This window comes from Corallococcus sp. AB011P, from assembly GCF_003611605.1.
GTDB lineage: Bacteria > Myxococcota > Myxococcia > Myxococcales > Myxococcaceae > Corallococcus > Corallococcus coralloides.
This window is the reverse complement of record NZ_RAVX01000002.1, coordinates 462,923-483,388: the sequence shown is the minus strand read 5'-3', so window position 1 is coordinate 483,388 and position 20,466 is coordinate 462,923. Positions and strand designations below refer to the sequence as shown.

Here is a 20,466-nt window from a genome sequence, read left to right as displayed (position 1 = left end):
CTTTGGATGGGCGGTTTCCGAAAAATCGAGAAGACTTCTCGCACAGGCCCCCCATGCAAATCCGCAACAAGCCCGTTCTCACGCCCCAGACCCAGGCGAAGGAAGCCCCCGCCACGCGTCCGACCGCCCCCGCGGCCCGCAACGTGGTGAAGGACTCCTTCTCCTCCGGCACCGCCGCCACCCAGCGCACCGCCGCCATCTCCGGCGCGCCCGCGGGCGACCACGGCAAGCTGATGAACGAATACCTCACCGGTGCTCGCCCGCCCCCGGCGGACTTCGAGAAGGTGATGGGCTACAAGCCGTACAGCATCCAGACGCCCCACGGCCAGCGCATGCAGGACCCGCTCGGCTACGCCTCCGTCCCCGGCCAGATTGGCCCGGTGAAGGAGTTCGACAAGGCGGCCAAGACGCACGACTACGGCTATGACCTGCTGCGCTACTTCGAGAAGAAGGGCACGCCGCTGAAGCCCGAGGCGCGCAAGGCCGCCGACGCGCTGTTCCGCAAGGACATGTTCGACTACGCGAACGACCAGAAGGGCGTGCTGGACCGCTTCAAGTACCGCGCCTGGGCCCAGGTCTACGCCACCGCGGTGGAGCTGAACTCGCTGCGCCAGGGCAACGGCCCTCCGTAGTCACGAAGGAGTCGCATGGAGGCTGAAGGGCCAGACGCAGGGCTGCCCCCGGACCGCGAGGACGTGGTGGCGGCGCTCCTGGCCCATCAGCGCCGCTTCCTCGCCTTCGTGGAGCGGCGCGTGGGAAGCCGGGCCGTCGCGGAGGACCTCTTCCAGACGGCCTTCGCCCGCACCCTGGAGAAGGGCGGGGCGCTGAAGGACGGCGAGAGCGCGGTGGCGTGGTTCTACCGCCTGCTGCGCAACGCGCTGGTGGACCATCACCGCCGGCAGGCCGCGGAAGGACGCGCGCTGGAGGTGGAGGCGCGCGACGCGGACTCCGCCACCGTGGACCTGGAGCTGAAGGGCGCGGTGTGCGCGTGCCTCGCGGACCTGCTGCCCACGCTCAAGCCCGAGTACGCCCGGCTCGTGCGCCAGGTGGACCTGGAGGGGCGGGCGGTGCCGGACGTGGCGCGCGAGGTGGGCATCACCCCCAACAACGCGGGCGTGCGGCTGCACCGTGCGCGGCTCGCGCTCAAGCGTTCGCTGGAGCGCGGTTGCGGTGCGTGCGCGGCGCACGGCTGCCTGGACTGCTCCTGCAAGCCGCGCCGCTGAGGCGCCTGCTCAGGGGCAGGTCGCCGCGTCGTCGTTCCTGTCGATGTTCACGCCCCCCAGCGGGTCGCCCTGGAACACGCTCGCCGCGAGCGCGGTGGCCCGGCACGTGGGCAGCTTCGGGTTGTCCACGGCGGTGAAGGCCAGCGACACGCGCGCAAGCTCCGTCAGGCCGAAGTCCGTGAGCGCCGTGTTGCCCTGGAGGTTGAGGAAGTCCACCTCTCGCAGCCGCGCCAGGTCGCCCAGGTTCGTCAGCGCGGCGTTCCCCAGCACCTCAAGGTTGCTCAGCCGGGTCAGCTGGTGGAGTCCCTCCAGGGACGTCAGCGCCGTGTTGCCCACGAGGGACACCGTGGTCGCGTTGCCCAGGGAAGGCAGGTGGTGCACGCGCTGAAGCTTTTCGTTGTACTTCACGAAGAAGCCCCCGGTCACGTACGACAGCGAGGGCATGTCCCCCACGCTCAAGAGCCCCTGGTTGCCCTGGATGTGGATGCGGCCCGCGTAGGAGAGCCGCTCGAGCCCCGTCGTGTCCGTCAGCCGGGGGTTGCCGGAGATGAGCAGCTCCCCCACGGAGACGAGCTGGGCCAGCGGGTGGAGCACCTCCATCACCGGGTTGTCCCTCAGCTGCAGGGCGCCCCCCACGTCCGTCAGGCGCTCCAGGCCGGAGGGGCCGCCCAGCGCGGCGTTGTTCGTGATGCGCACCTCCCCGTGGACCTGGGTCAGCTGGCTGAAGGGCGTCCGGTCCATCCGGAGGTGGTTCTCGATGATGAGCGACCCGCGGAGCACGGTGACGTACGGAAGCAGGCCGGGATCCACCAGCGCGTTGTTCGCGCGCAGGGAGATGCTGTCCACGGGCTGCACCGCCGCCAGTCCCTCCAGCGTGGGGAGCATGGGGTTGTCCTCCACCAGGAGGCTGCGCTCGACCTGCACCATGGTGTCCGGCGCCGTGCCCAGCGTGAGCGCGTCCAGCCGGGCATTGGAGCTCACCGCCACAATGCCGCCCACGAAGCGCAGGGCGGGCATGGACAGCCGCCGCAGGCTGGCGTTGCCCCGCACGGTGAGGCTCTTCTCGATGACCGCCAGCGAGGGGAGGGACGCGTCGGTGAGCGTGGGCGCGGAGATGAACAGCTCGCCCCGCAGGTGGGTGACGCCCTCGAGCGCGACCAGGTCCACGGGGCTCGTCACCGCGAAGTCCCCGTCGTGCACGCGGGTGGCCTGACACACGTACACGGTCGCCGAGACGCCGTCGTGGTCCGGCTCGCCGTCGTGGTCCAGGTCCTGGAACGCCTCCACGCGCGTGCCCCCGCGTGAGCAGTTCGGCCCCGCGGGCTCGGTCTGGTGGCGGAGCTTCAGCTCGGTCAGTTCCAGGCCACAGAAGTAGTGGGTGGCTTCGACCTCGGACATCGCGAGCGCCTTGTCACCGTCCAGGTCCGGGCCCGCCTCCAGGGCCGTGCCGCCGCTGTCGTCGCCGTCGCACGGTGCGGTGAAGGCCGCCAGCGAGCGCAGGCGCAACACGACGGGGGCTGGCTCGTCGCAGGCGTACACCTCCCTGGCAATCTCCTCGTCCTCCAGCAGCCCGTTGCCATTGGCGTCATGGCCGGCGTGCGACACCTGTCCGCCCAGGGAGCACCGCGCGCCCGGGCTCACCAGCCGCACGCGCAGGAGCACGTTGGCCACCGAGGTGGCGCAGACATACTCGGTGGCGGAGACCTCCGCGTCGTCGAGCTGCCCATTGCCGTCCTGGTCCAGGCCGGACTGCACCGCCTGTCCCCCCAGCGTGCAGTTCGCTCCGTGGGCCTCGGCCCGCGCGCGGGTGAGGACCTGGGGCAGGGCGGCGTCGCAGACGTAGTCGGTGGCGGTGACCTCCGCGTCGTCCAGCTCCCCGTCCCGGTCCCGGTCCAGGCCGGACTCCACCGCGTCCCCGCCGAACTCGCAGTGCTCGCCAGGAGGCTCCGGGCGCACCCGGGTCTTCGCGTCGCGCTGGGTGATGTCCGACAGGTCGATGGCATCACAGCCGCCGGCGAGGAGGGCCAGCACCGCCCCCCAGGTCACCCACATGCGTCGCATTCGATGCTCTCTCTGGTCGGGCCCCGACCTTGCTTCCATGACCATACGGAGCGAGCGGATTTTCCTGGCCGTTTCGCGCCGGGTCTACCGCGGCCGGACGCGCAAGCCCTTGGAACTCCAGGCCTCCGACGCCGCGTCCTACCGGAAAAGACCCCACGGGCACAAACCCCCGGGCCCGCCTGGCGCCCTGCCCCCCAGTGGGCGGAGCGCGGGCGGCACGGGCTTCGGGAGGGAGGGTTACGCATGTGTAAGAGCGCGCCGGGTGCCGCGTTGGCCCGGGGAAAGGAGGCATCCCCATGACGCATCCCCACTCGCATTCCCCTGTCCCGCCTTCACCCCGGCCGCCCCCCGTGGGCGGGGAGGGGCCGGCCATCGACCCTGTGTGCGGCATGGAGGTGGACCCTCGCGCGCCCCGGGGTGGGAGCTGGGAGCACGAAGGCCACACCTGGTTCTTCTGCAACCCGAAGTGCCGCCAGCGCTTCCAGGAGGACCCCGCGCGGTTCCTCCAGCCCCAAACGCCGCCACCGCCCGCCGCGCCGGGCGCCGTGTACGTGTGCCCCATGGATCCAGAGGTGCGGCAGGACGCGCCAGGGGCCTGCCCGAAGTGCGGCATGGCGCTGGAGCCCGAGGCGCCGCCCGCGCTCCAGACGCGCGTCGAGTACACCTGCCCCATGCACCCGGAGGTGGTGAGCGACGGGCCCGGCACCTGCCCGAAGTGCGGCATGGCGCTGGAGCCGCGCACGGTGACGGTGGAGGAGCCGCCGGACCCGGAGCTGCGTTCGATGACGCGAAGGTTCTGGGTGGGCCTGGTGCTGAGCGCGCCGCTGATGCTGCTGGGCATGTCGGACATGCTGCCGGTGCGGCACGGGCTGTCGGCCTCGGCGCTCGTGTGGGCGCAGTTCGCGCTGGCGACGCCGGTGGTGCTGTGGGTGGGGGCGCCGTTCTTCCAGCGGGGCTGGGCGTCGGTGAAGAACCGGCACCTGAACATGTTCACGCTCATCGCGCTGGGCGCGGGCGCGGCGTACGTCTTCAGCGTGGGCGTCACGCTGTTCCCGCACCTGTTGCCGGAAGGCGCGCGCACGGGGCACGGCGGCACCGTGCCCGTGTACTACGAGGCCGCCGCCATCATCCTCACGCTGGTGGCGCTGGGGCAGGTGCTGGAGCTGCGCGCTCGCCACGCGACGTCCGGCGCGCTGAGGGCCCTGTTGTCGTTGGCCCCCGCCACGGCGAGGCGCATCTCGGACGACGGCCACGAGGAGGACGCGCCGCTGTCCCAGGTGCACGCCGGATGGCGCCTGCGCGTGCGCCCCGGTGAGAAGGTGCCGGTGGACGGCGAGGTGCTGGAGGGCGCGAGCTCGGTGGATGAATCACTCGTCACCGGAGAGCCCGTGCCGGTGGAGAAGGGGCCGGGCGCGAAGGTGACGGGCGGCACGGTGAACGGCACGGGCACGCTCGTGATGCGCGCGGAGAGGGTGGGGCAGGACACGCTCCTGTCGCGCATCGTCCAGCGCGTGGCCGAGGCGCAGCGCACGCGCGCGCCCATCCAGCGGCTGGCGGACCGGGTGGCCGGCATCTTCGTGCCCGCGGTCATCGCGGTGGCGGTGGTGACGGCGGTGGTCTGGGGCGTGTGGGGCCCGGAGCCGAGGCTCGCGCACGCGCTGGTGAACGCGGTGGCGGTGCTCATCATCGCCTGCCCGTGCGCGCTGGGCCTGGCCACGCCCATGTCCGTGATGGTGGGGACGGGACAGGGCGCGCGCATGGGCGTGCTCATCCGGGACGCGGCGGCGCTGGAGCGGATGGCGGCGGTGGACACGCTGGTGGTGGACAAGACGGGCACGCTCACGGAGGGCAAGCCGCGGCTCGTGACGGTGGAGCCATCGCCGGGCGTCGTGGACGCATCCGCGCTGCTGCGCCAGGCCGCCAGCCTGGAGCGCGGCAGCGAACACCCGCTGGCCGCCGCCGTGGTCGCGGGCGCGAAGGAGCGAGGCGTGTCCCCCGGTGGCGTGGAGGACTTCCAGTCCGTGCCAGGGCAGGGCGTCCGGGGCCGCGTGGAAGGACGCGAGGTCGCGCTGGGCAACGCGGCGCTGATGCGGAGCCTGGGCGTGGAGGTGGAGGCGCTGACGGAGCGCGCGGAGGCGCTGCGCCAGGAGGGGCAGACGGTGGTGCTGGTGTCGGTGGACGGCCGCGCGGCGGGGCTCCTGGGCGTGGAGGATCCGCTGAAGCCGTCCACGCCGGAGGCCCTGGCGAGGCTGCGGGACGAAGGCCTGCGCGTGGTGATGCTCACCGGCGACAGCCCGACGACGGCGCACGCGGTGGCGCGCAGGCTGGGCATCACGGAGGTGATAGCGGGCGTGCAGCCGGACGCGAAGGGCGACGCGGTGAAGGCGCTGCAAGCCCAGGGGCGCGTGGTGGCCATGGCGGGCGACGGCGTGAATGACGCCCCGGCGCTGGCTCGGGCGGACGTGGGCATCGCCATGGGGACGGGCACGGACATCGCGATGGAGAGCGCGGGCGTGACGCTGGTGAAGGGCGACCTGCGAGGCATCGCCCGGGCGCGCGGGCTGAGCCAGGCCGTGCTGCGCAACATCCGGCAGAACCTCTTCTTCGCCTTCGTCTACAACCTGCTGGGAGTGCCGCTGGCGGCGGGCCTGCTGTACCCCGTCCTCGGGTTGCTCCTGAGCCCGCTGTTCGCGAGCGCGGCGATGAGCCTCTCGTCGGTGTCCGTCATCGGCAACGCCCTGCGGTTGCGACGACTGAAGCTCTAGGTCCGGAGGCAGCCGGCCAGCCGGCCGCGCGAGGCGCGATGGTGGCGTCCTCGCGCGTGCCCACCGTGAGTGAGGCCCGAAGCTCACTGGCCCGAAAGGAAGCCACCATGGCGAACGCCGAAGTGATGCGAGGCGACGACGCGATTCGGGAGTGCATCGACGACTGCACGGCCTGTCACCGCGTCTGCCTGGAGACCCTGGCGGACTGCCTGAAGCGGGGAGGCAGGCTCGCCGAGCCCGGCCACCTCCGGCTGCTGATGGACTGCGCGGACATCTGCGAGACGAGCGCGCGCTTCATGCTGCGCGGCTCGGACCTGCATTCGCGCACCTGCTTCGCCTGCGCGGAGGTGTGCGCCGCCTGCGCGACCGCCTGCGAGGAGCTGGGCAACGAGGGGCTGATGGCTGCCTGCGCGTACGCGTGCCGCCGCTGTGAGGAATCCTGCCGGGGGATGAGCGGCGGGGTGATGCCCCAGCCCCTCAACCCGGAGGCCGCCCAACGCTTCGCCGACCTGCCCGCCTGAAGGGGGCGTGCACGGAGGCCCGGGCCCATTAGACTGGGCGCATGAACGCCCGCGAGGAGGGGCGCACCCCAGGTGCGCCCCCCAGTCACATCTCCGTGGTCCGGCTTCCGCACTCCTGGTTCATCCTCTGCACGTCGCGCGAGCTGGGGGACAAGCCGCTCGCGCGCACGCTGCAGGGCACGCCCCTGGTGCTCTTCCGGGGCGAGGGCGGCAAGCCCGGGGCCCTGATGGACCGCTGTCCGCACCGCAACGTGCCCCTGTCGCTGGGGCGCGTGAAGGACGGGCAGTTGGAGTGCGGCTACCACGGGTGGCGCTTCGACACCGGAGGCCAGTGCCGGCTCATCCCCGGCCTGGTGGGCGAGCCCGAGGCCCGCTCCCGCTGCGCCGCGACCTACGCGACGCGCGAGCAGGACGGCTTCGTCTGGGTCTACTCCACGCCCGGCGTGGAGCCCACGTCGGAGCCCTTCCGCTTCCCGCTGCTGGACGCGGCGGACTACACCACCGTGCGCCGGGTGCTGCGCGCGCCCGGGTCGCTGCACGCGGTGCTGGAGAACACGCTGGACGTGCCGCACACGGCCTTCCTCCACGGCGGCCTGTTCCGCACCGCGGAGAAGAAGAACGAAATCGACGTGGTGGTGCGCAGGAGCGCGGACCGCGTGGAGGCGGAGTACCTGGGCGAGCCCGCGCCCAAGGGGCTCGTGGGGCGGCTGCTCGCGCCGGGCGGTGGGGTGGTGCAGCACTTCGACCGCTTCCTGATGCCGTCCATCGCGCAGGTGGAGTACCGCATCGGGGAGAAGAGCCACATCCTGGTCAACTCCGCCATGACACCCGTGAGTGACTGGGACACGCTCGTGTACGCGGTGGTGACGGTGAAGCTGCCCGTGCCGCGCTGGCTGCTCAAGGCCGCGGTGCCCTTCGTGCTGCCGGTGGGGCTGCACATCTTCGGGCAGGACGTGCGCATCCTGGAGCGGCAGACGGACTCCATCCGCCGCTTCGGCACGGAGGCCTACGCCTCCACGGAGATTGACGTCCTGGGGCCCAGCATCCTTCGCCTGATGCGCGCCCAGGAGCGCGAGCGCACCGCGCCGCCTCCGGACACGGTGCACGAGACGCGCGTGCGCATGCGCACGTGAAACCTCAGCCAGCCTTCGGCGCGGCCCGGGGCTGCACGAGCTCCGTGGAGAAGTAGCGCTCCATGCGGTCCGGGAACACCGTCACCACCTGGGCCTGCGGGCCCAGCTGCTTCGCCGCCTCCACCGCCGCCGCGTAGTTGAGGCCGGAGGACGGGCCCACCGGGAAGCCCCGGCGGATGAGCGCCCGCGCGGTGCTCATGGCCAGGTCGTCCGACACGTCCAGCTCCACCCGGCCCGGCATGTCCGCCTCGCGGTACAGCCGCGACAGGCCGTCCACCACGCCCGGCACGCGCGCGCTGAAGCTGCAACACTCGATGTCACATCCCAGCCCGGCGATGGGCCGCGCCACGAAGGGCGTCACCGGACAGCCCGCTTCCGCGAACGCCTGGAACAGGCCCACGATGGTGCCGCCCGTGCCCACGCCGCTCACCACGCCGTGCACCAGCCCGCCCGGCACCTGCGCCAGGATTTCCTGCCCCGTCCACACGCGGTGCGCCTCCGCGTTGTCCGGGTTCTCGAACTGGCGGGGCGCGTAGCCGCCGCGCTCCTTCGCCAGCGCCTCCGCCCGCGCGATGGCGCCCCGGATGCCTTCCGAGCGCGGCACCAGCTCCACCTCGCCGCCGTAGGCGCGGATGGCGATGAGCCGCTCCTCCGTCACGCCCTCCGGCATCACCGCCGTGAAGCGGCAGCCCATCTGCGCGCTCGCCAGCGCCATGGCGATGCTGGTGGAGCCGCTGGACGCCTCCACCACGTCGCCGCCCGGGCTCAGCTCCCCGAGACGCCACGCCTTTTCCAGCATGTACCGGGCGATGCGATCCTTTGTGGACCCACTGGGATTGAGGAACTCCAGTTTGCACCAGATGGTCGGACCTTCCGGGTCCAGCCGCACGGGCACGAGCGGCGTGGGCCCCACGGCCTGGAGGAAGCGACCATCAGCGGGGAGCGGGCGGCAGGGAGGGCGCATGGGTCATCCCTATCGCGAAACGCGCTGGCGGGGGAGCCACCCTGTCGTCCAGCGAGCGGCCGCGGACGCCCGTTCCCCTGGCTGTTCCGTCAGAGAAGACATTTTCCCACGTGCGACACTTGGCGCGCCCGGGGGCAGCCATTACGAAGAAGGGCCACGGTTTCATCCGCCCGCATGCCTTCCTCGCCCACCATCCTCAACGTCAACGACGACCTGGCCAGCCGTTACGTCACGTCGCGCGTGCTGTCCCTGTCGGGCTTCCAGGTGCTGGAGGCGGGCACGGGCAGCGAGACGCTGGCGCTCGCGGACGAGCACACCGACCTGGTCATCCTGGACGTCCGCCTGCCGGACATGAGCGGCCTGGAGGTGTGCCGGCGCCTGAAGGCCTCCCCGCGCACGCGCAACGCGCTGGTGTTGCACCTGTCCGCGCAGGCGGTGGGCGCCGCGGACCGGGCGCAGGGCCTGGAGCACGGCGCGGACGCGTACCTGGTGGCGCCGGTGGATCCGGAGGAGCTGGTGGCCCAGGTGCACGCGCTCCTGCGCCTGCGCCGCGCGGAGCGAGAGGTGCGCGTCCTCTCCGACCAGGTGCAGCAGCAGCGCCGCCTCCTGGAGCTGGCCATGGCCGCGGCGGCGGACCCCATCGCGCTCTATGACGGCGACGGGACGCTCATCTACGCCAACCAGGCGGTGGCCGCGTCGCGTGGCTCGCACCACGTGCACGTGCCGGGCAGGAGCATGGACGCGATTCGCGAGATGGACCCGCAGCTGGAGCCCTACGCGAAGGCGCTGGACGCGGCGCGGCGCACGGGCCAGGTGCAGCGCGGCCGCGTCAGCCTGTCCTCGGACCAGGGCCCGCGGCACTTCGAGTACACGATGTCCCCGGCCACCGGGCCCACGGGCGCGGTGGAGGCCGTCATCGCCACCGGCCAGGACATCACGGAGATGCGCAACGCGGAGGACTTCCGCGAGCAGTTCATCGGCATCCTGGGCCACGACCTGCGCAATCCGCTCAACGCGCTGTCCATGTCCGCGCAGCAGCTCCAGCGCCAGGGTGAGCTGTCCGACCGTCAGCGCGTCTTCACCGAGCGCATCCTCACCAGCGCAGTGCGCATGGATCGGATGATCCGCCAGCTGCTGGACTTCGCGCGGGCGCGGCTGGGCGCGGGGCTGCCGGTGGTGCGCTCGCGTTGCGACCTGTTCGACGTGGTGCGCGGCGCGGTGGAGGAAGTGCGCGCCAGCCAGCCCCAGCGCGAGGTGCTGCTGGACGTGCGGGGTGACGGGCGCGGCGCGTGGGACGCGGACCGGCTGGAGCAGGTGGTGGGCAACCTGGTGTCCAACGCGCTCAAGTTCAGCCCGCCGGATTCACCCGTGCGCGTGAGCGCGGAGGGGCTGGACGGGGACGCCGTGCTGCGGGTGCACAACCTGGGCGCGCCCATTCCGGCGGAGCAGCTGCCGCACCTCTTCGCCGCGTGGCGCCGCGCCGGCCGCAGCGACCGGGAGCGCGGCACGGCCGGAGGGCTGGGCCTGGGGCTCTACATCGCCGGCCAGATTGTCCGCTCCCACGACGGCACCGTGCAGGTGACCTCCACCGAGGCCCAGGGGACGACCTTCACGGTGCGTCTGCCGCGAGGCTGAAAAAGCTACGGGTTTGACGACTCGTGGACGGATGCATGGCGTCCACCCTTCCGGATGCGCAGGGGCGCCCCCACCCTGGGGGCATGGCCCCATCCGAAAAGCAAATCTTCGCCCAGAGCGTGGAAGCCCTCTTCGTGCGTGCGTTGGGGCCCTACCTGACACGTGAAGGACGCCAGAAGCTGAAGGCCGCGGGCTTGAACCTGTCGGAGCCGCTGCGCCCCCACTACTCGCTGGAGCAGTGGCGCGTCTTCCTGGACGTGGCCGCGCGGGACGTCTTCCCTGGCCAGACCCTGGAGTCGGCCTACCTGGAGCTGGGCGCCCGCTACCTGAAGGGCTTCCAGCAGACGTCCGTGGGGCGGGCGAGCATGCAGTTGGTCACGCACCTGGGCCCGCAGAAGACGCTGGAGCGCGTGCCGTACAACCTGCGCGCGGGCAACAACTTCAACGAGGTGCGGGTGGAGGAGTTGTCCAAGCAGGACGCCACCCTGTGGGTGAAGGACGTGCTGGCGGACAACCCCTTCTTCGCCTGCGGCTTCCTGGCGGAGACGCTGCGCGCGTCGGGCGCGGGCTCCCCGGAGGTGAAGCCCATCGCCTTCGACGGGACTGCGGCGACGTACCGGCTGACGTGGTCGCAGGCGAAGTCGCAGCGGCCCGCGGGCACGCTGGCGCCGGTGCGCCGGCTCTACGGGTAGCGCACGGGCGCGGGCGGATCATCCGGCGGCAGGGGGATGAACTCCGTCTCCGTGGGCACGGCGGCGAAGCGGCCCTCCTTCCAGTCCGCCTTGGCGGCCTCCAGGCGCTCCTTGGAGGACGACACGAAGTTCCAGAAGAGGTAGCGCGGGCCGTCCATGGGCTCGCCGCCCAGGAGCATCATCCGCGCGGAGGACTCCGCCTTGAGGATGATCTCACTGCCCGGCTTGAACACGAGCAGTTCGCCGGGCTGGAAGCGCGTGCCCTCCACCTCCACGGTGCCTTCCACGAGGTAGAGGCCGCGCTCCTCGTATTCGGCGGAGAGCTTCAGGCGGGAGCCCGCCTCCATCTTCGCGTCCGCGTAGAAGAGGTCGGAGTGGGCGCGCACGGGGGACTTGCCGCCGTGCACCTGGCCCGCGATGACGGTCAGGTGGATGCCCTCGCCGTCGATGATGGGGAGCGTGTCCGCGGGGTGGTGGACGAAGGCGGGGGCGGTCTCCTCGTGCTGCTTGGGGAGGGCGAGCCAGGCCTGGATGCCGAAGAGGCGGCCACCGGCGGCGCGCGTCTCCGGGCCGGTGCGCTCGGAGTGGGCGATGCCCTGGCCGGCGGTCATCCAGTTCACGGCGCCGGGGCGGATGGGCTGCACGAAGCCCAGCGAGTCGCGGTGGAGGATTTCGCCCTGGAAGAGATAGGTGACGGTGGACAGTCCGATGTGCGGATGGGGGCGCACGTCCAGGCCGCGGCCGGGGTCGAAGTCCGCGGGGCCCATCTGGTCCAGGAAGATGAAGGGGCCGACCATGCGGCGGCGCGCGGAGGGCAGGGCGCGCCGGACATGGAAGCCGTCGCCCAGGTCGCGCACGCGCGGGACGATGAGCGTCTCCAGGGAGGGCGGGGGCTCACGGCCCTGCAGGTCTTCTTCCCAGCTCATGGTGTAGCTCCTTTTCAAGGCGCTCAGTGTGCCTCGGTTCGGGCTGGAGCGCGCGGCTCACTTTTCCGCGGAATGAGGGGCGGCGTTGCGTGCTTGTACGGTCCGGCGCTGAACTCAGTGGACCGAGCCTGTGCGGCATTCCGGCACGACAGCGGTTTCGCGAAACATCACGTCGGATGGGCCCAGGGCTTCGATTGCTTCAACGAAGCGTTCGTTGACGAAGGTGAACGTCGTTCCGTTCGTGGGGCGGAAGAGGTCCACGTCGTGAGGGAGGTCATCTCCATCCAGCCAGGGCTCGGGCGAGATTCGTGCCTCGTACAAGCCGCAGGTTGGGCACCTGGGACCTGTCAGGACTGCGTCTCGGTGCAGAAGCCCGCGCAGAGGAAGCTCCAGCTCATACAGCACGACTCCTGAATCGAGTCCTTGTAACTCCGCGCGCACAGGAACGAGCCCCCGGATCCCCACGGCCTGGAGGTGCCGCAAGGCTTCCTGCGTGACCAGTACCTCCCAGCCGTAGCGTGCGCTCAAGGGGCCGAAGGTTCCGCTCGCCGTGCCTCGAAGCGGACCGAATTGCATGCCGGGTTCCGGGGACAGATCGGCTGGGAGGAACGGCTGCACATGGGACGCAAGGCGCGCGTATTCCGCGTGGGGTTCGACACGCGGTTCCACCAGCAGGTCGCGCTCGGGCAACGAGGACAGATTCACGCTAGGAAGCGTGAACTGGCCGCTCCAGGTCTCATGGCAGGTGGGGCACTCCACCCCGGGCAGGCTCCAGATGTGCTCGGCGGAGAGGCTGCCGCTCCAGTGTCGCGGAGTGGAAGGGGCCGGACGTTGGAGTTGGTAGAAGCGCATCGGCATCACGGCTCGGGAATGGGGGCGAGGTCGACGCCTTGCCAGTAGGTCATCGTAAGCCCGAAGAGGTCGAATCGCTGGATCATCAGCGAGGCCTGCTCGAAGTGCATGGGCTTGGTGGCGCGTCCCCGGGTCCGCTCGCGAAACGCCAGCCATTCCGTGTTCCAGGGACCTCGGTCCGCTTCGCGATGGATGCGCTTATGGACCTCCGCATCACGGGAAGGGAGTCGCCTGGGAGCCGCTGTGCACTCCCCCAGTTGCGCTGCGCGGTGCCGCCTGGAGCGACGAACACGGGTGCATTGCTGAAGGTGCGAACCACCCGGCCTGTAGGGAGGGCATGACACGCGTAGAGGCCGCAGACGTCTCCATCGCATTGGAGTGAAAGGACGCAAGCATCGTCCGGAGGTGAGTCATCCTCTGCTGCACCCCATTCCGTCATTGGGGCGCGGACAGAAGCGCAGCCCATGATGCAGGCGACCAGCAACAGCAATCCCATCCGCATGGTGGGGCCTCTTCAAGGGAAGCGGTTCGTCGCGCCCGGAAGGTTACCGCGACGCACATGCCCGTCTGGAGGTTCAGTCAGCGAGGAGGCGGCACCCCCCGTCCGTTGACGACGCGCTGTACCTGTGTTCAGGCTGGCCCTCTGGGAGCCCGCCATGTCCCCTCAAATCGCCCTCGCCTTCTCGTCGGAGTCCGCGGCCCATCCGGCGCTCGCCGCCTTCCACCCGGTGGTGCGGCGCTGGTTCGCTTCACGCCTGGGCGAACCCACCCGTCCGCAGATTGAAGGCTGGCCGCTCATCCACGGCGGCCATGACGTGCTCATCGCCGCGCCCACGGGCAGCGGCAAGACGCTCACCGCGTTCCTCGCCGCGCTGGACTCGCTGTTCCGCCTGGCGCTCGACGGCACGCTGCCCGACCACACGCGCGTCCTCTACGTGTCGCCCCTGAAGGCCCTGGGCAACGACGTGCAGAAGAACCTCCTCCAGCCGCTGGAGGAGCTGATGACCCTGGCGCGCGAAGAGGGCTACGAACCCCAGCAGCTGCGCGTCCAGGTGCGCACCGGCGACACGCCCGCGGGCGAGCGCGCCCAGATGGTGCGCCGCCCGCCGCACATCCTCATCACCACGCCCGAGTCCCTCTACCTCTACCTCACCGCCGAGCGCGCCCGCGCCACCCTGCGCCACGTGCGCACGGTCATCGTGGACGAAATCCACGCGCTCGCTCGCGACAAGCGCGGCAGCCACTTCGCGCTGTCCATGGAGCGCCTCAAGGCCCTCACCGACGTGCGGCCCCAGCTCTTGGGCCTGTCCGCCACGCAGAAGCCGCTGGACGCCATCTCCGGCTTCCTCACCGGCGCGTCCCTCACCGAGTGCAAGCGCGTGGAGGTGGGCCACCAGCGCCCGTGGGACCTCAAGGTCGAAATTCCGGACGCGGAGCTGTCCTCCATCGCGAGCCACGAGATGTGGGGGCAGGTCTATGACCGGCTGATCCAACTCTCCAGCGAGCACCGCACCACGCTCATCTTCGTCAACACGCGCAAGATGTCCGAGCGCGTGGCGCACGACCTGGGCGAACGCCTGGGCCAGCAGTGGGTGGCCGCGCACCACGGCAGCATGTCCCGCGAGATGCGCCTGTCCGCCGAGGAGCGCCTCAAGGCCGGTCAGCTGCGCGTGATGGTGGCCACCGCGTCGCTGGAGCTGGGCATCGACGTGGGCAACGTGGACCTGGTCGTGCAACTGGGCACCACCAAGGCCATCTCCGTGCTGCTCCAGCGCGTGGGCCGCGCGGGCCACCACAAGGCGGGCATCTCCAAGGGCGTCCTCTTCGCGATGACGCGCGACGAGTTGGTGGAGTGCGTCGCGCTCCTCAACGCCGTGCGCGAGGGCGACCTGGACGCGGTCCGCATCCCCAAGAAGCCGCTGGACGTGCTGGCGCAACAGATTGTCGCCGCGTGCGCGTGCGAGGAATGGGACGAGCGCGCCCTCTTCAGCATCTTCCAGCGCGCGTACCCGTACCAGGACCTCACCTGGGAGGAGTACCAGCAGGTGCTGGAGATGCTCTCCGAAGGCGTCTCCGAGCGCCGCGGCCGGGGCAGCATCCACCTGCACCGGGATCGGGTGAACCAGCGGCTCAAGGGGCGCAGGGGCGTGCGCATCACCGCGCTCACCAACGGCGGCGCCATTCCGGACACGTTCAGCTTCAGCGTCACCGCGCAACCGGAAGGCAAGGTGGTGGGCACGCTGGACGAGGACTTCGCGGTGGAGTCCTCGCCGGGGGACATCTTCCTGCTGGGCAGCACCGCGTGGCGCATCCAGCGCGTCATGGGCAGCACGGTGATGGTGGAGGACGCGAAGGGGGCGCCGCCCAACGTGCCCTTCTGGCGCGGGGAGGCCCCGGGCCGCACGGACGAGCTGAGCCTCCAGGTGGGCCGGCTGCGCGAGGAGTTGCTGCGCCACGATGACCCCGCGGGCTTCCTGGAGAAGCTCCTGCGCGTGCCGCCGCCCGCGGTGGACGCGCTCTTGGGCTACCTGCGGCTGGGCAAGAAGATGCTGGGCGACGTGGTGCCCAGCCACAACCAGATCGTCGCCGAGCGCTTCTTCGACGAGGCCGGCGGCATGCAGCTCATCATCCACGCGCCGTTCGGCAGCCGCATCAACCGCGCGTGGGGCATGGCGCTGCGCAAGCGCTTCTGCCGCTCGTTCGACTTCGAGTTGCAGGCGGCGGCCACGGAGGACGGCATCCTCCTGAGCCTGGGGGAACAGCACTCGTTCCCGCTGGCGGACATCTTCGACTTCCTGCACCCGGACAACGTGGAGGAGGTGCTGGTGCAGGCCATCCTCCAGGCGCCCATCTTCGGCACGCGCTTCCGGTGGGTGGCGTCGCGAGCGCTGACGCTGCACCGGATGATGGGAGGCAAGCGCGTGGCGCCGAACCTCCAGCGCGCGCGCAGCGAGGACCTGCTGGCGGCGGTGTTCCCCGCGCAGGTGGGCTGCCAGGACAACCACGGCGGCGGGGACGTGGAGCTGCCGGACCATCCGCTGGTGAAGCAGACGATGGACGACTGTCTGCGCGAGGCGATGGACATCGACGGGCTGCGCGAGGTGCTCCGGCGCATGAAGGACGGGCGCATCCAGTTGGTCGCGCGAGACGTCCCGGAGCCGAGCGTCTTCGCGCACGCGCTCATCAACAGCCAGCCCTACACCTTCCTGGACGACGCGCCGGCCGAGGAGCGCCGCGTGCGCAACGTGGCCCTGCGCCGCGCGATGCCGGCCGAGGACGCGGCGGCGTTCGGCGCGCTGGACGCGAACGCCATCCGGCAGGTGGTGGAGGACGCCGCGCAGCCGATGCGCGACGAGGACGAGCTGCACGACGCGCTGTTGCAACTCGTGCTGGTGCGAGCGTCGGAGGTGCCGCGGGGCCTGGAGACAGGGCTCTTCAAGCAGGGGCGCGTGGCCTGGCTGGAGCGGCAGGGCGGGCGGTTCCTGGTGTCGGCGGAGCGGGGCAACGCGGTGCGCGCGCTCTTCCCGGACGCGCGGACGCAGCCGGTGTTGCCGGTGCTGGAGTACGACCGGCCGGTGGAGCGCGACGCGGCGGTGCTCCAGGTGGTGCGTGGGCGGATGGAGCTGGTGGGGCCCACCACGGTGACGGAGCTGGCGCGGCTGACGCTGTTGGATCCGGACGACATCAACCTGGCGCTGCACAACCTGGAGAGCCAGGGCAGCGTGCTGCGAGGCCAGTTCCGCGCACAGGACGACGTGCCGGTGCCTCGGGACGCGGACGGAAGCCCGGTGCTGGAGTGGTGCGACCGGCGATTGCTCCAGCGCATCCACCGGCTGACGGTGGGGCGGCTGCGCCGCGAAATTGAGCCGCTGAGTCCCCAGGACTTCATGCGCTTCCTCTTCCGGTGGCACCACCTGGAGGACGTGGACGCGCTGCGCGGCTCCACGGGATTGCTCAAGGCGGTGCGGCTGCTGCAGGGGTACGAAGCGCCGGCCTCCGCGTGGGAGCGCTTCCTGTTGCCCGTGCGCATGCGGGGCTACACGCCGGACCTGATGGAGCGCGCGTGCTACGCGGGCGAGGTCGCATGGGGGCGGGTGACGCTGAAGGATCCGCCGAAGCCCGCGGGCCCGCGCAGGGGCGCGCCGGTGGAGGCGCCGGAGCCGGTGGTGGCGAAGCGGTCCTCACCGACGCGCAACGCGCCGTTGACGTTCACGGTGCGCGAGGACCTGGAGTGGATGCTCGCGGCGGCGCGTCCGCACGCGGTGCTGGCGGATGGCGGCGTGTGGACGCCGCCGGACCTGAGCGCGGCGGCGAAGGACGTGGTGGGCGTGCTGGAGCGGCGGGGCGCGTGTTTCTTCCAGGACCTGGTGACGCGAGCGCGGCGGCTGCCGGCGGAGGTGGAGGACGCGCTGTGGGAGCTGGTGGCGAAGGGGCTCGTGACTGCGGACGCGGTGCAGAACCTGCGCATCCTGCAGAGCCCGGCGCACCGCAAGCGGCAGAAGCTGCTCAACCGGGGCGGGCCGGGCCGCTGGAGCCTGCTGGCGCCTTCGGAGCCGAAGCCACAGGAAGAGGTGACGGAGTCGCTGGCGAAGCTGTTCCTCCAGCGCTACGGCATCGTCTGGCGTGACCTGGTGATGCGCGAATCGCTGGCGCCCACGTGGCGCGACCTGTTGTTCGTCTACCGGCGCATGGAAGCGCGAGGCGAGCTGCGAGGCGGGCGTTTCGTGTCCGGCTTCGTGGGTGAGCAGTTCGCGCTGCCAGAAGCGGTGGACATGGCGCGAGCGGTGCGGCGTGCGCCTCCGTCAGGTGTGCGCATCCAGTTGTCCGGCGTGGATCCGCTGAACCTTACGGGCGTGGTGACACCGGGCCCGCGCGTGGCCGCGCTGCCGAACAACGTCGTCACCTACGTGGATGGGATTCCGCAGGGCGTGGACGCGGTGGAGGACGCGTCGGAGAACGAGGACGCGGAAGTCGATGGTTCGCTCGCGCAGGTGAACTGACCTGCGCGGGACAGAGGCCCGTCGCGGCTTGAAGACGATTGGGGTTCGGGAGTGGAGTGACGCCCATGAGCCCCAGCGTCCGGCACAGAAGTCCCGGTTCTCATGCCGGGGCCTTCTTCGTCCTCATGGTGATGCTGGCCACCGCTTGTGGACACACCCAACGTCCCGAGCGGAAGACCTATGTCGTCTCCGAGGATGCACGAGGCGTCGGGACGGCTGAAGGACCTGGCACAGGCGGCTCTGGGGCGGATGCCTACTGCGGCGAGATGCAGAAGCAGTGCTTCCAGAAGTGCTGGAGACGAAAGCCGACAGTGAAAGACATGGAGAAGCACTCAGAGAGCCACCACCGGCTCTGCACGAGCCAATGCCTTGAAGCGTTCATGAACTGCATCAAGGAACAGGAGGCTCTGGAGCAACAGGGCGCGAAACGGGAACTGCGATTCCCTGACATGACTGCCGCGTTGGAATGGCTTCGGGACCACAAGTCCGAGGTCGTATTGGGAACCGTGGTCATCGTCGGGGGAGTGGCTTTCTCGCTCGTCGTGGCTCCTGCGGGCCTGTTGGTTTTGAGCCCCATTTGAAAGGACGTATCCGTGAGCAAAGAGCCGGAGATCAATGTGGAGGATGTGCTCGCTGTCCTGGATGACGAGACCCAGCGTCACGAGAAGGGTTCACGAGAATGGAATGCCCTCCAGGTCGCGGCGATCTGCCTCGTCTACGTCCGGCACATGAACAAGCTGGACGACTTCAAGCGCTATTACCGTGAGATCCTCAGCCCGGATTTCAAGATCAAGGTCGAACGGGATTTCGGAACGCGGACTGAAGCCGATGCATGGCTCAATGAAGGTACAGCCGTACATGGCATGCACATCCGGATCGGCGGTGCCGGCTTCCTCGTGGTCCAACTCCCTGGGCGGCTCACCTTGATGAACGCCCCGCTGCCAGAAGAACTGAACGCGATGGAGTCGGAGGAGGATTGACCCACGGAGGACAGCCTCGCCCAGGGTGGCGCCCTCTACGCGATCGACCGACAGGGACGCATCCTGGACAGGAGGTAGCGACCAGGCCCCTGTCTCGGTGTTTGCTGCTGAAATGTTGTCCGCTGTGCTTCGAGATGCTGAGTTTAGGCTTAATTTTGTGAAATCTAGGTCCTGACGGATTGAAGTTAGCCCACTTCAGGCTTACGATGCATCGCGTCAGCTCTCTGGGGAGGTGCGGCGATGCAGAAGTGGATGGCGGTGGCCCTGCTGGTGGCGGTGGGGGTGGCGGGACTCCTGGTGGCCCCGGCGGCGCAGGTGAAGCAGGGCGGTCCCATCAACCCGGCGGACACCGCGTGGCTGCTCACCGCCACGGCGCTGGTGCTGCTGATGACGCCCGGCCTGTCGTTCTTCTACGGCGGCATGGTGCGGCTGAAGAACGTGGTCTCCACGCTCATGCAGAGCTTCATCGCCATGGCCGTCATCAGCGTGCTGTGGGTCGTGGTGGGCTTCAGCCTTTGTTTCGGCGACAGCTTCCACGGCCTCATCGGTGACCCGCGCACCTTCTTCATGTTCAGCGGCGTGGGCGGTGAGACGCACCCGGACCTTGCGCCCACCGTGCCGCTGCTCCTCTTCGCGCTCTTCCAGCTCAAGTTCGCCATCATCACCCCCGCGCTCATCACCGGCGCGTTCGCGGAGCGCGTGCGCTTCAAGGCGTACCTGCTCTTCATGGTGCTCTTCAGCGTCTTCATCTACGCGCCGCTCGCCCACTGGACGTGGCACCCGGAGGGCTTCCTGCGCCAGTGGGGCGTGCTCGACTTCGCCGGTGGCACCGTGGTGCACATGTCCGCGGGCCTCGCCGCGCTCGCGGGCGCCATCGTGCTGGGCCGCCGCCAGGTGCACCTGACGCACGCCACGCACGCTCCCGCCAATGTCCCCTTCGTGATGCTCGGCACGGGCATGCTGTGGTTCGGCTGGTTCGGCTTCAACGCGGGCTCCGCCCTGTCCGCGTCGTCCCTGGCCACGCTCGCCTTCGCCACCACCAACACGGCCTCCGCCGCCGCGATGCTCGGGTGGATCGCCTTTGACTGGCTGCGCGGCCGCAAGCCCAGCGCCATGGGCGCCTGCGTGGGCGCGGTGGTGGGCCTGGTCGCCGTCACCCCCGCCGCCGGCTTCATCACCGTGGGGCAGAGCATCGTGGTGGGCCTGGTCGCCAGCTTCGTCAGCAACGCCGCCGTGCACTTCAAGAGCCGCACCGCCCTGGATGACACGCTCGACGTGTTCCCCTGCCACGGCCTGGGCGGCATCGTGGGCATGGTGCTCACCGGCGTGCTCGCCAAGGACGTGGGCCTGCTCTACGGCACCACGCGCACCTTCCTCATGCACCTGTTGGCGCTGGTCGTCGTCTCCGTCTTCTCGTTCGTGGGTTCATACATCCTGTACAAGATCGTCGACCGCATCGTCCCGCTGCGCGTCACCCGTGAGCAGGAGGAAGAGGGCCTGGACCTGAGCCAGCACGGAGAGACCGTGGGCGAGGTCCCCACCGCGGCGCTCGCCGTCCCCACTCCGCCCGCCCCGAGCGCGCCCACAGCACCGGAGCACGCCGCTTCGTCGGAGCCCGTGCCCGCGTAACATCCTCTCCCTGTCGATGCCGTAGACACGGGGCCCCTCGCTTCACGCGGGTGGGCCCCGTGGTGCGTTGGGGCCCCAAACGTGC

The 20,466-nt window shown here is 70.4% G+C and carries 16 protein-coding genes and 1 pseudogene; 11 read left to right on the top strand and 6 right to left on the bottom strand.

The window, feature by feature from the left end; translation table 11 throughout:
* Nucleotides 1–53: 53 nt before the first annotated feature.
* Both D7X30_RS07215 and D7X30_RS07210 read left to right on the top strand, forming a co-directional pair.
* On the top strand, nucleotides 54–632 hold the full coding sequence (locus tag D7X30_RS07215; protein ID WP_120562104.1) for a hypothetical protein: 579 nt from the start codon (nucleotides 54–56) through the stop codon (nucleotides 630–632).
* A 15-nt stretch (nucleotides 633–647) separates the two neighbouring features.
* Entirely contained in the window at nucleotides 648–1,223 is a 576-nt protein-coding gene (locus tag D7X30_RS07210; RefSeq protein WP_120562103.1) for an RNA polymerase sigma factor, read from the top strand.
* A 9-nt stretch (nucleotides 1,224–1,232) separates the two neighbouring features.
* Here the strand turns inward: D7X30_RS07210 and D7X30_RS07205 are convergent, their stop codons facing one another.
* Nucleotides 1,233–3,284, bottom strand: a complete 2,052-nt coding sequence (locus D7X30_RS07205; protein WP_120562102.1) for a hypothetical protein — start codon at nucleotides 3,282–3,284, stop codon at nucleotides 1,233–1,235.
* 296 nt (nucleotides 3,285–3,580) lie between these two features.
* Here D7X30_RS07205 and D7X30_RS07200 point away from each other — a divergent pair, with 296 nt between their 5' ends.
* The 3 genes from D7X30_RS07200 (at nucleotide 3,581) to D7X30_RS07190 (ending at nucleotide 7,703) form a co-directional block, all read left to right on the top strand.
* A complete protein-coding gene (locus tag D7X30_RS07200; protein WP_120562101.1) occupies nucleotides 3,581–6,049 on the top strand; it encodes a heavy metal translocating P-type ATPase in 2,469 nt (822 codons plus the stop codon).
* A gap of 107 nt (nucleotides 6,050–6,156) precedes the next feature.
* On the top strand, nucleotides 6,157–6,570 hold the full coding sequence (locus D7X30_RS07195; RefSeq protein WP_120562590.1) for a four-helix bundle copper-binding protein: 414 nt from the start codon (nucleotides 6,157–6,159) through the stop codon (nucleotides 6,568–6,570).
* Between the two features lie 41 nt (nucleotides 6,571–6,611).
* On the top strand, nucleotides 6,612–7,703 hold the full coding sequence (locus D7X30_RS07190) for an aromatic ring-hydroxylating dioxygenase subunit alpha (protein WP_120562100.1): 1,092 nt from the start codon (nucleotides 6,612–6,614) through the stop codon (nucleotides 7,701–7,703).
* A 4-nt stretch (nucleotides 7,704–7,707) separates the two neighbouring features.
* On the opposite strand, the gene D7X30_RS07185 is transcribed toward D7X30_RS07190, so the two are convergent.
* A complete protein-coding gene (locus D7X30_RS07185) occupies nucleotides 7,708–8,667 on the bottom strand; it encodes a PLP-dependent cysteine synthase family protein (protein WP_120562099.1) in 960 nt (319 codons plus the stop codon).
* Nucleotides 8,668–8,841: 174 nt separating this feature from the next.
* On the opposite strand from D7X30_RS07185, the gene D7X30_RS07180 reads away from it, so the two are divergent.
* Together D7X30_RS07180 and D7X30_RS07175 are read left to right on the top strand one after the other, a co-directional pair.
* Entirely contained in the window at nucleotides 8,842–10,302 is a 1,461-nt protein-coding gene (locus tag D7X30_RS07180; protein ID WP_120562098.1) for an ATP-binding protein, read from the top strand.
* A gap of 83 nt (nucleotides 10,303–10,385) precedes the next feature.
* On the top strand, nucleotides 10,386–10,994 hold the full coding sequence (locus D7X30_RS07175) for a DUF2378 family protein (protein WP_120562097.1): 609 nt from the start codon (nucleotides 10,386–10,388) through the stop codon (nucleotides 10,992–10,994).
* Here the strand turns inward: D7X30_RS07175 and D7X30_RS07170 are convergent.
* The 4 genes and pseudogenes from D7X30_RS07170 to D7X30_RS43790 form a co-directional block, all read right to left on the bottom strand.
* Nucleotides 10,985–11,920 (bottom strand): pirin family protein, encoded by a 936-nt coding sequence (locus tag D7X30_RS07170; RefSeq protein WP_120562096.1) that lies wholly within the window; start codon nucleotides 11,918–11,920, stop codon nucleotides 10,985–10,987. The two genes, D7X30_RS07175 and D7X30_RS07170, sit on opposite strands and share 10 nt — an antisense overlap.
* A 114-nt stretch (nucleotides 11,921–12,034) precedes the next feature.
* Nucleotides 12,035–12,778 (bottom strand): double-CXXCG motif protein, encoded by a 744-nt coding sequence (locus tag D7X30_RS07165; RefSeq protein WP_120562095.1) that lies wholly within the window; start codon nucleotides 12,776–12,778, stop codon nucleotides 12,035–12,037.
* Nucleotides 12,778–13,116 carry a DUF2380 domain-containing protein gene (locus tag D7X30_RS07160; RefSeq protein WP_370051374.1) on the bottom strand — a complete coding sequence of 113 codons (339 nt, stop codon included), beginning with the start codon at nucleotides 13,114–13,116 and terminating at the stop codon, nucleotides 12,778–12,780. The genes D7X30_RS07165 and D7X30_RS07160 overlap by 1 nt, the downstream gene beginning before the upstream one ends.
* Nucleotides 13,000–13,238: pseudogene (locus D7X30_RS43790) on the bottom strand (DUF2380 domain-containing protein); the annotation flags it as partial. The pseudogene D7X30_RS43790 and the gene D7X30_RS07160, both read right to left, overlap by 117 nt.
* A 190-nt stretch (nucleotides 13,239–13,428) precedes the next feature.
* Here D7X30_RS43790 and D7X30_RS07155 point away from each other — a divergent pair.
* The 4 genes from D7X30_RS07155 to D7X30_RS07140 all read left to right on the top strand — a co-directional run bounded on the left by D7X30_RS07155 (nucleotide 13,429) and on the right by D7X30_RS07140 (nucleotide 20,381).
* Nucleotides 13,429–17,772 carry a DEAD/DEAH box helicase gene (locus tag D7X30_RS07155; RefSeq protein WP_199724197.1) on the top strand — a complete coding sequence of 1,448 codons (4,344 nt, stop codon included), beginning with the start codon at nucleotides 13,429–13,431 and terminating at the stop codon, nucleotides 17,770–17,772.
* A gap of 65 nt (nucleotides 17,773–17,837) precedes the next feature.
* Entirely contained in the window at nucleotides 17,838–18,353 is a 516-nt protein-coding gene (locus D7X30_RS07150; protein ID WP_120562093.1) for a hypothetical protein, read from the top strand.
* Between the two features lie 12 nt (nucleotides 18,354–18,365).
* A complete protein-coding gene (locus D7X30_RS07145; protein WP_120562092.1) occupies nucleotides 18,366–18,752 on the top strand; it encodes a hypothetical protein in 387 nt (128 codons plus the stop codon).
* A 240-nt stretch (nucleotides 18,753–18,992) separates the two neighbouring features.
* Nucleotides 18,993–20,381, top strand: a complete 1,389-nt coding sequence (locus tag D7X30_RS07140) for an ammonium transporter (protein ID WP_120562091.1) — start codon at nucleotides 18,993–18,995, stop codon at nucleotides 20,379–20,381.
* Nucleotides 20,382–20,466: the final 85 nt, after the last annotated feature.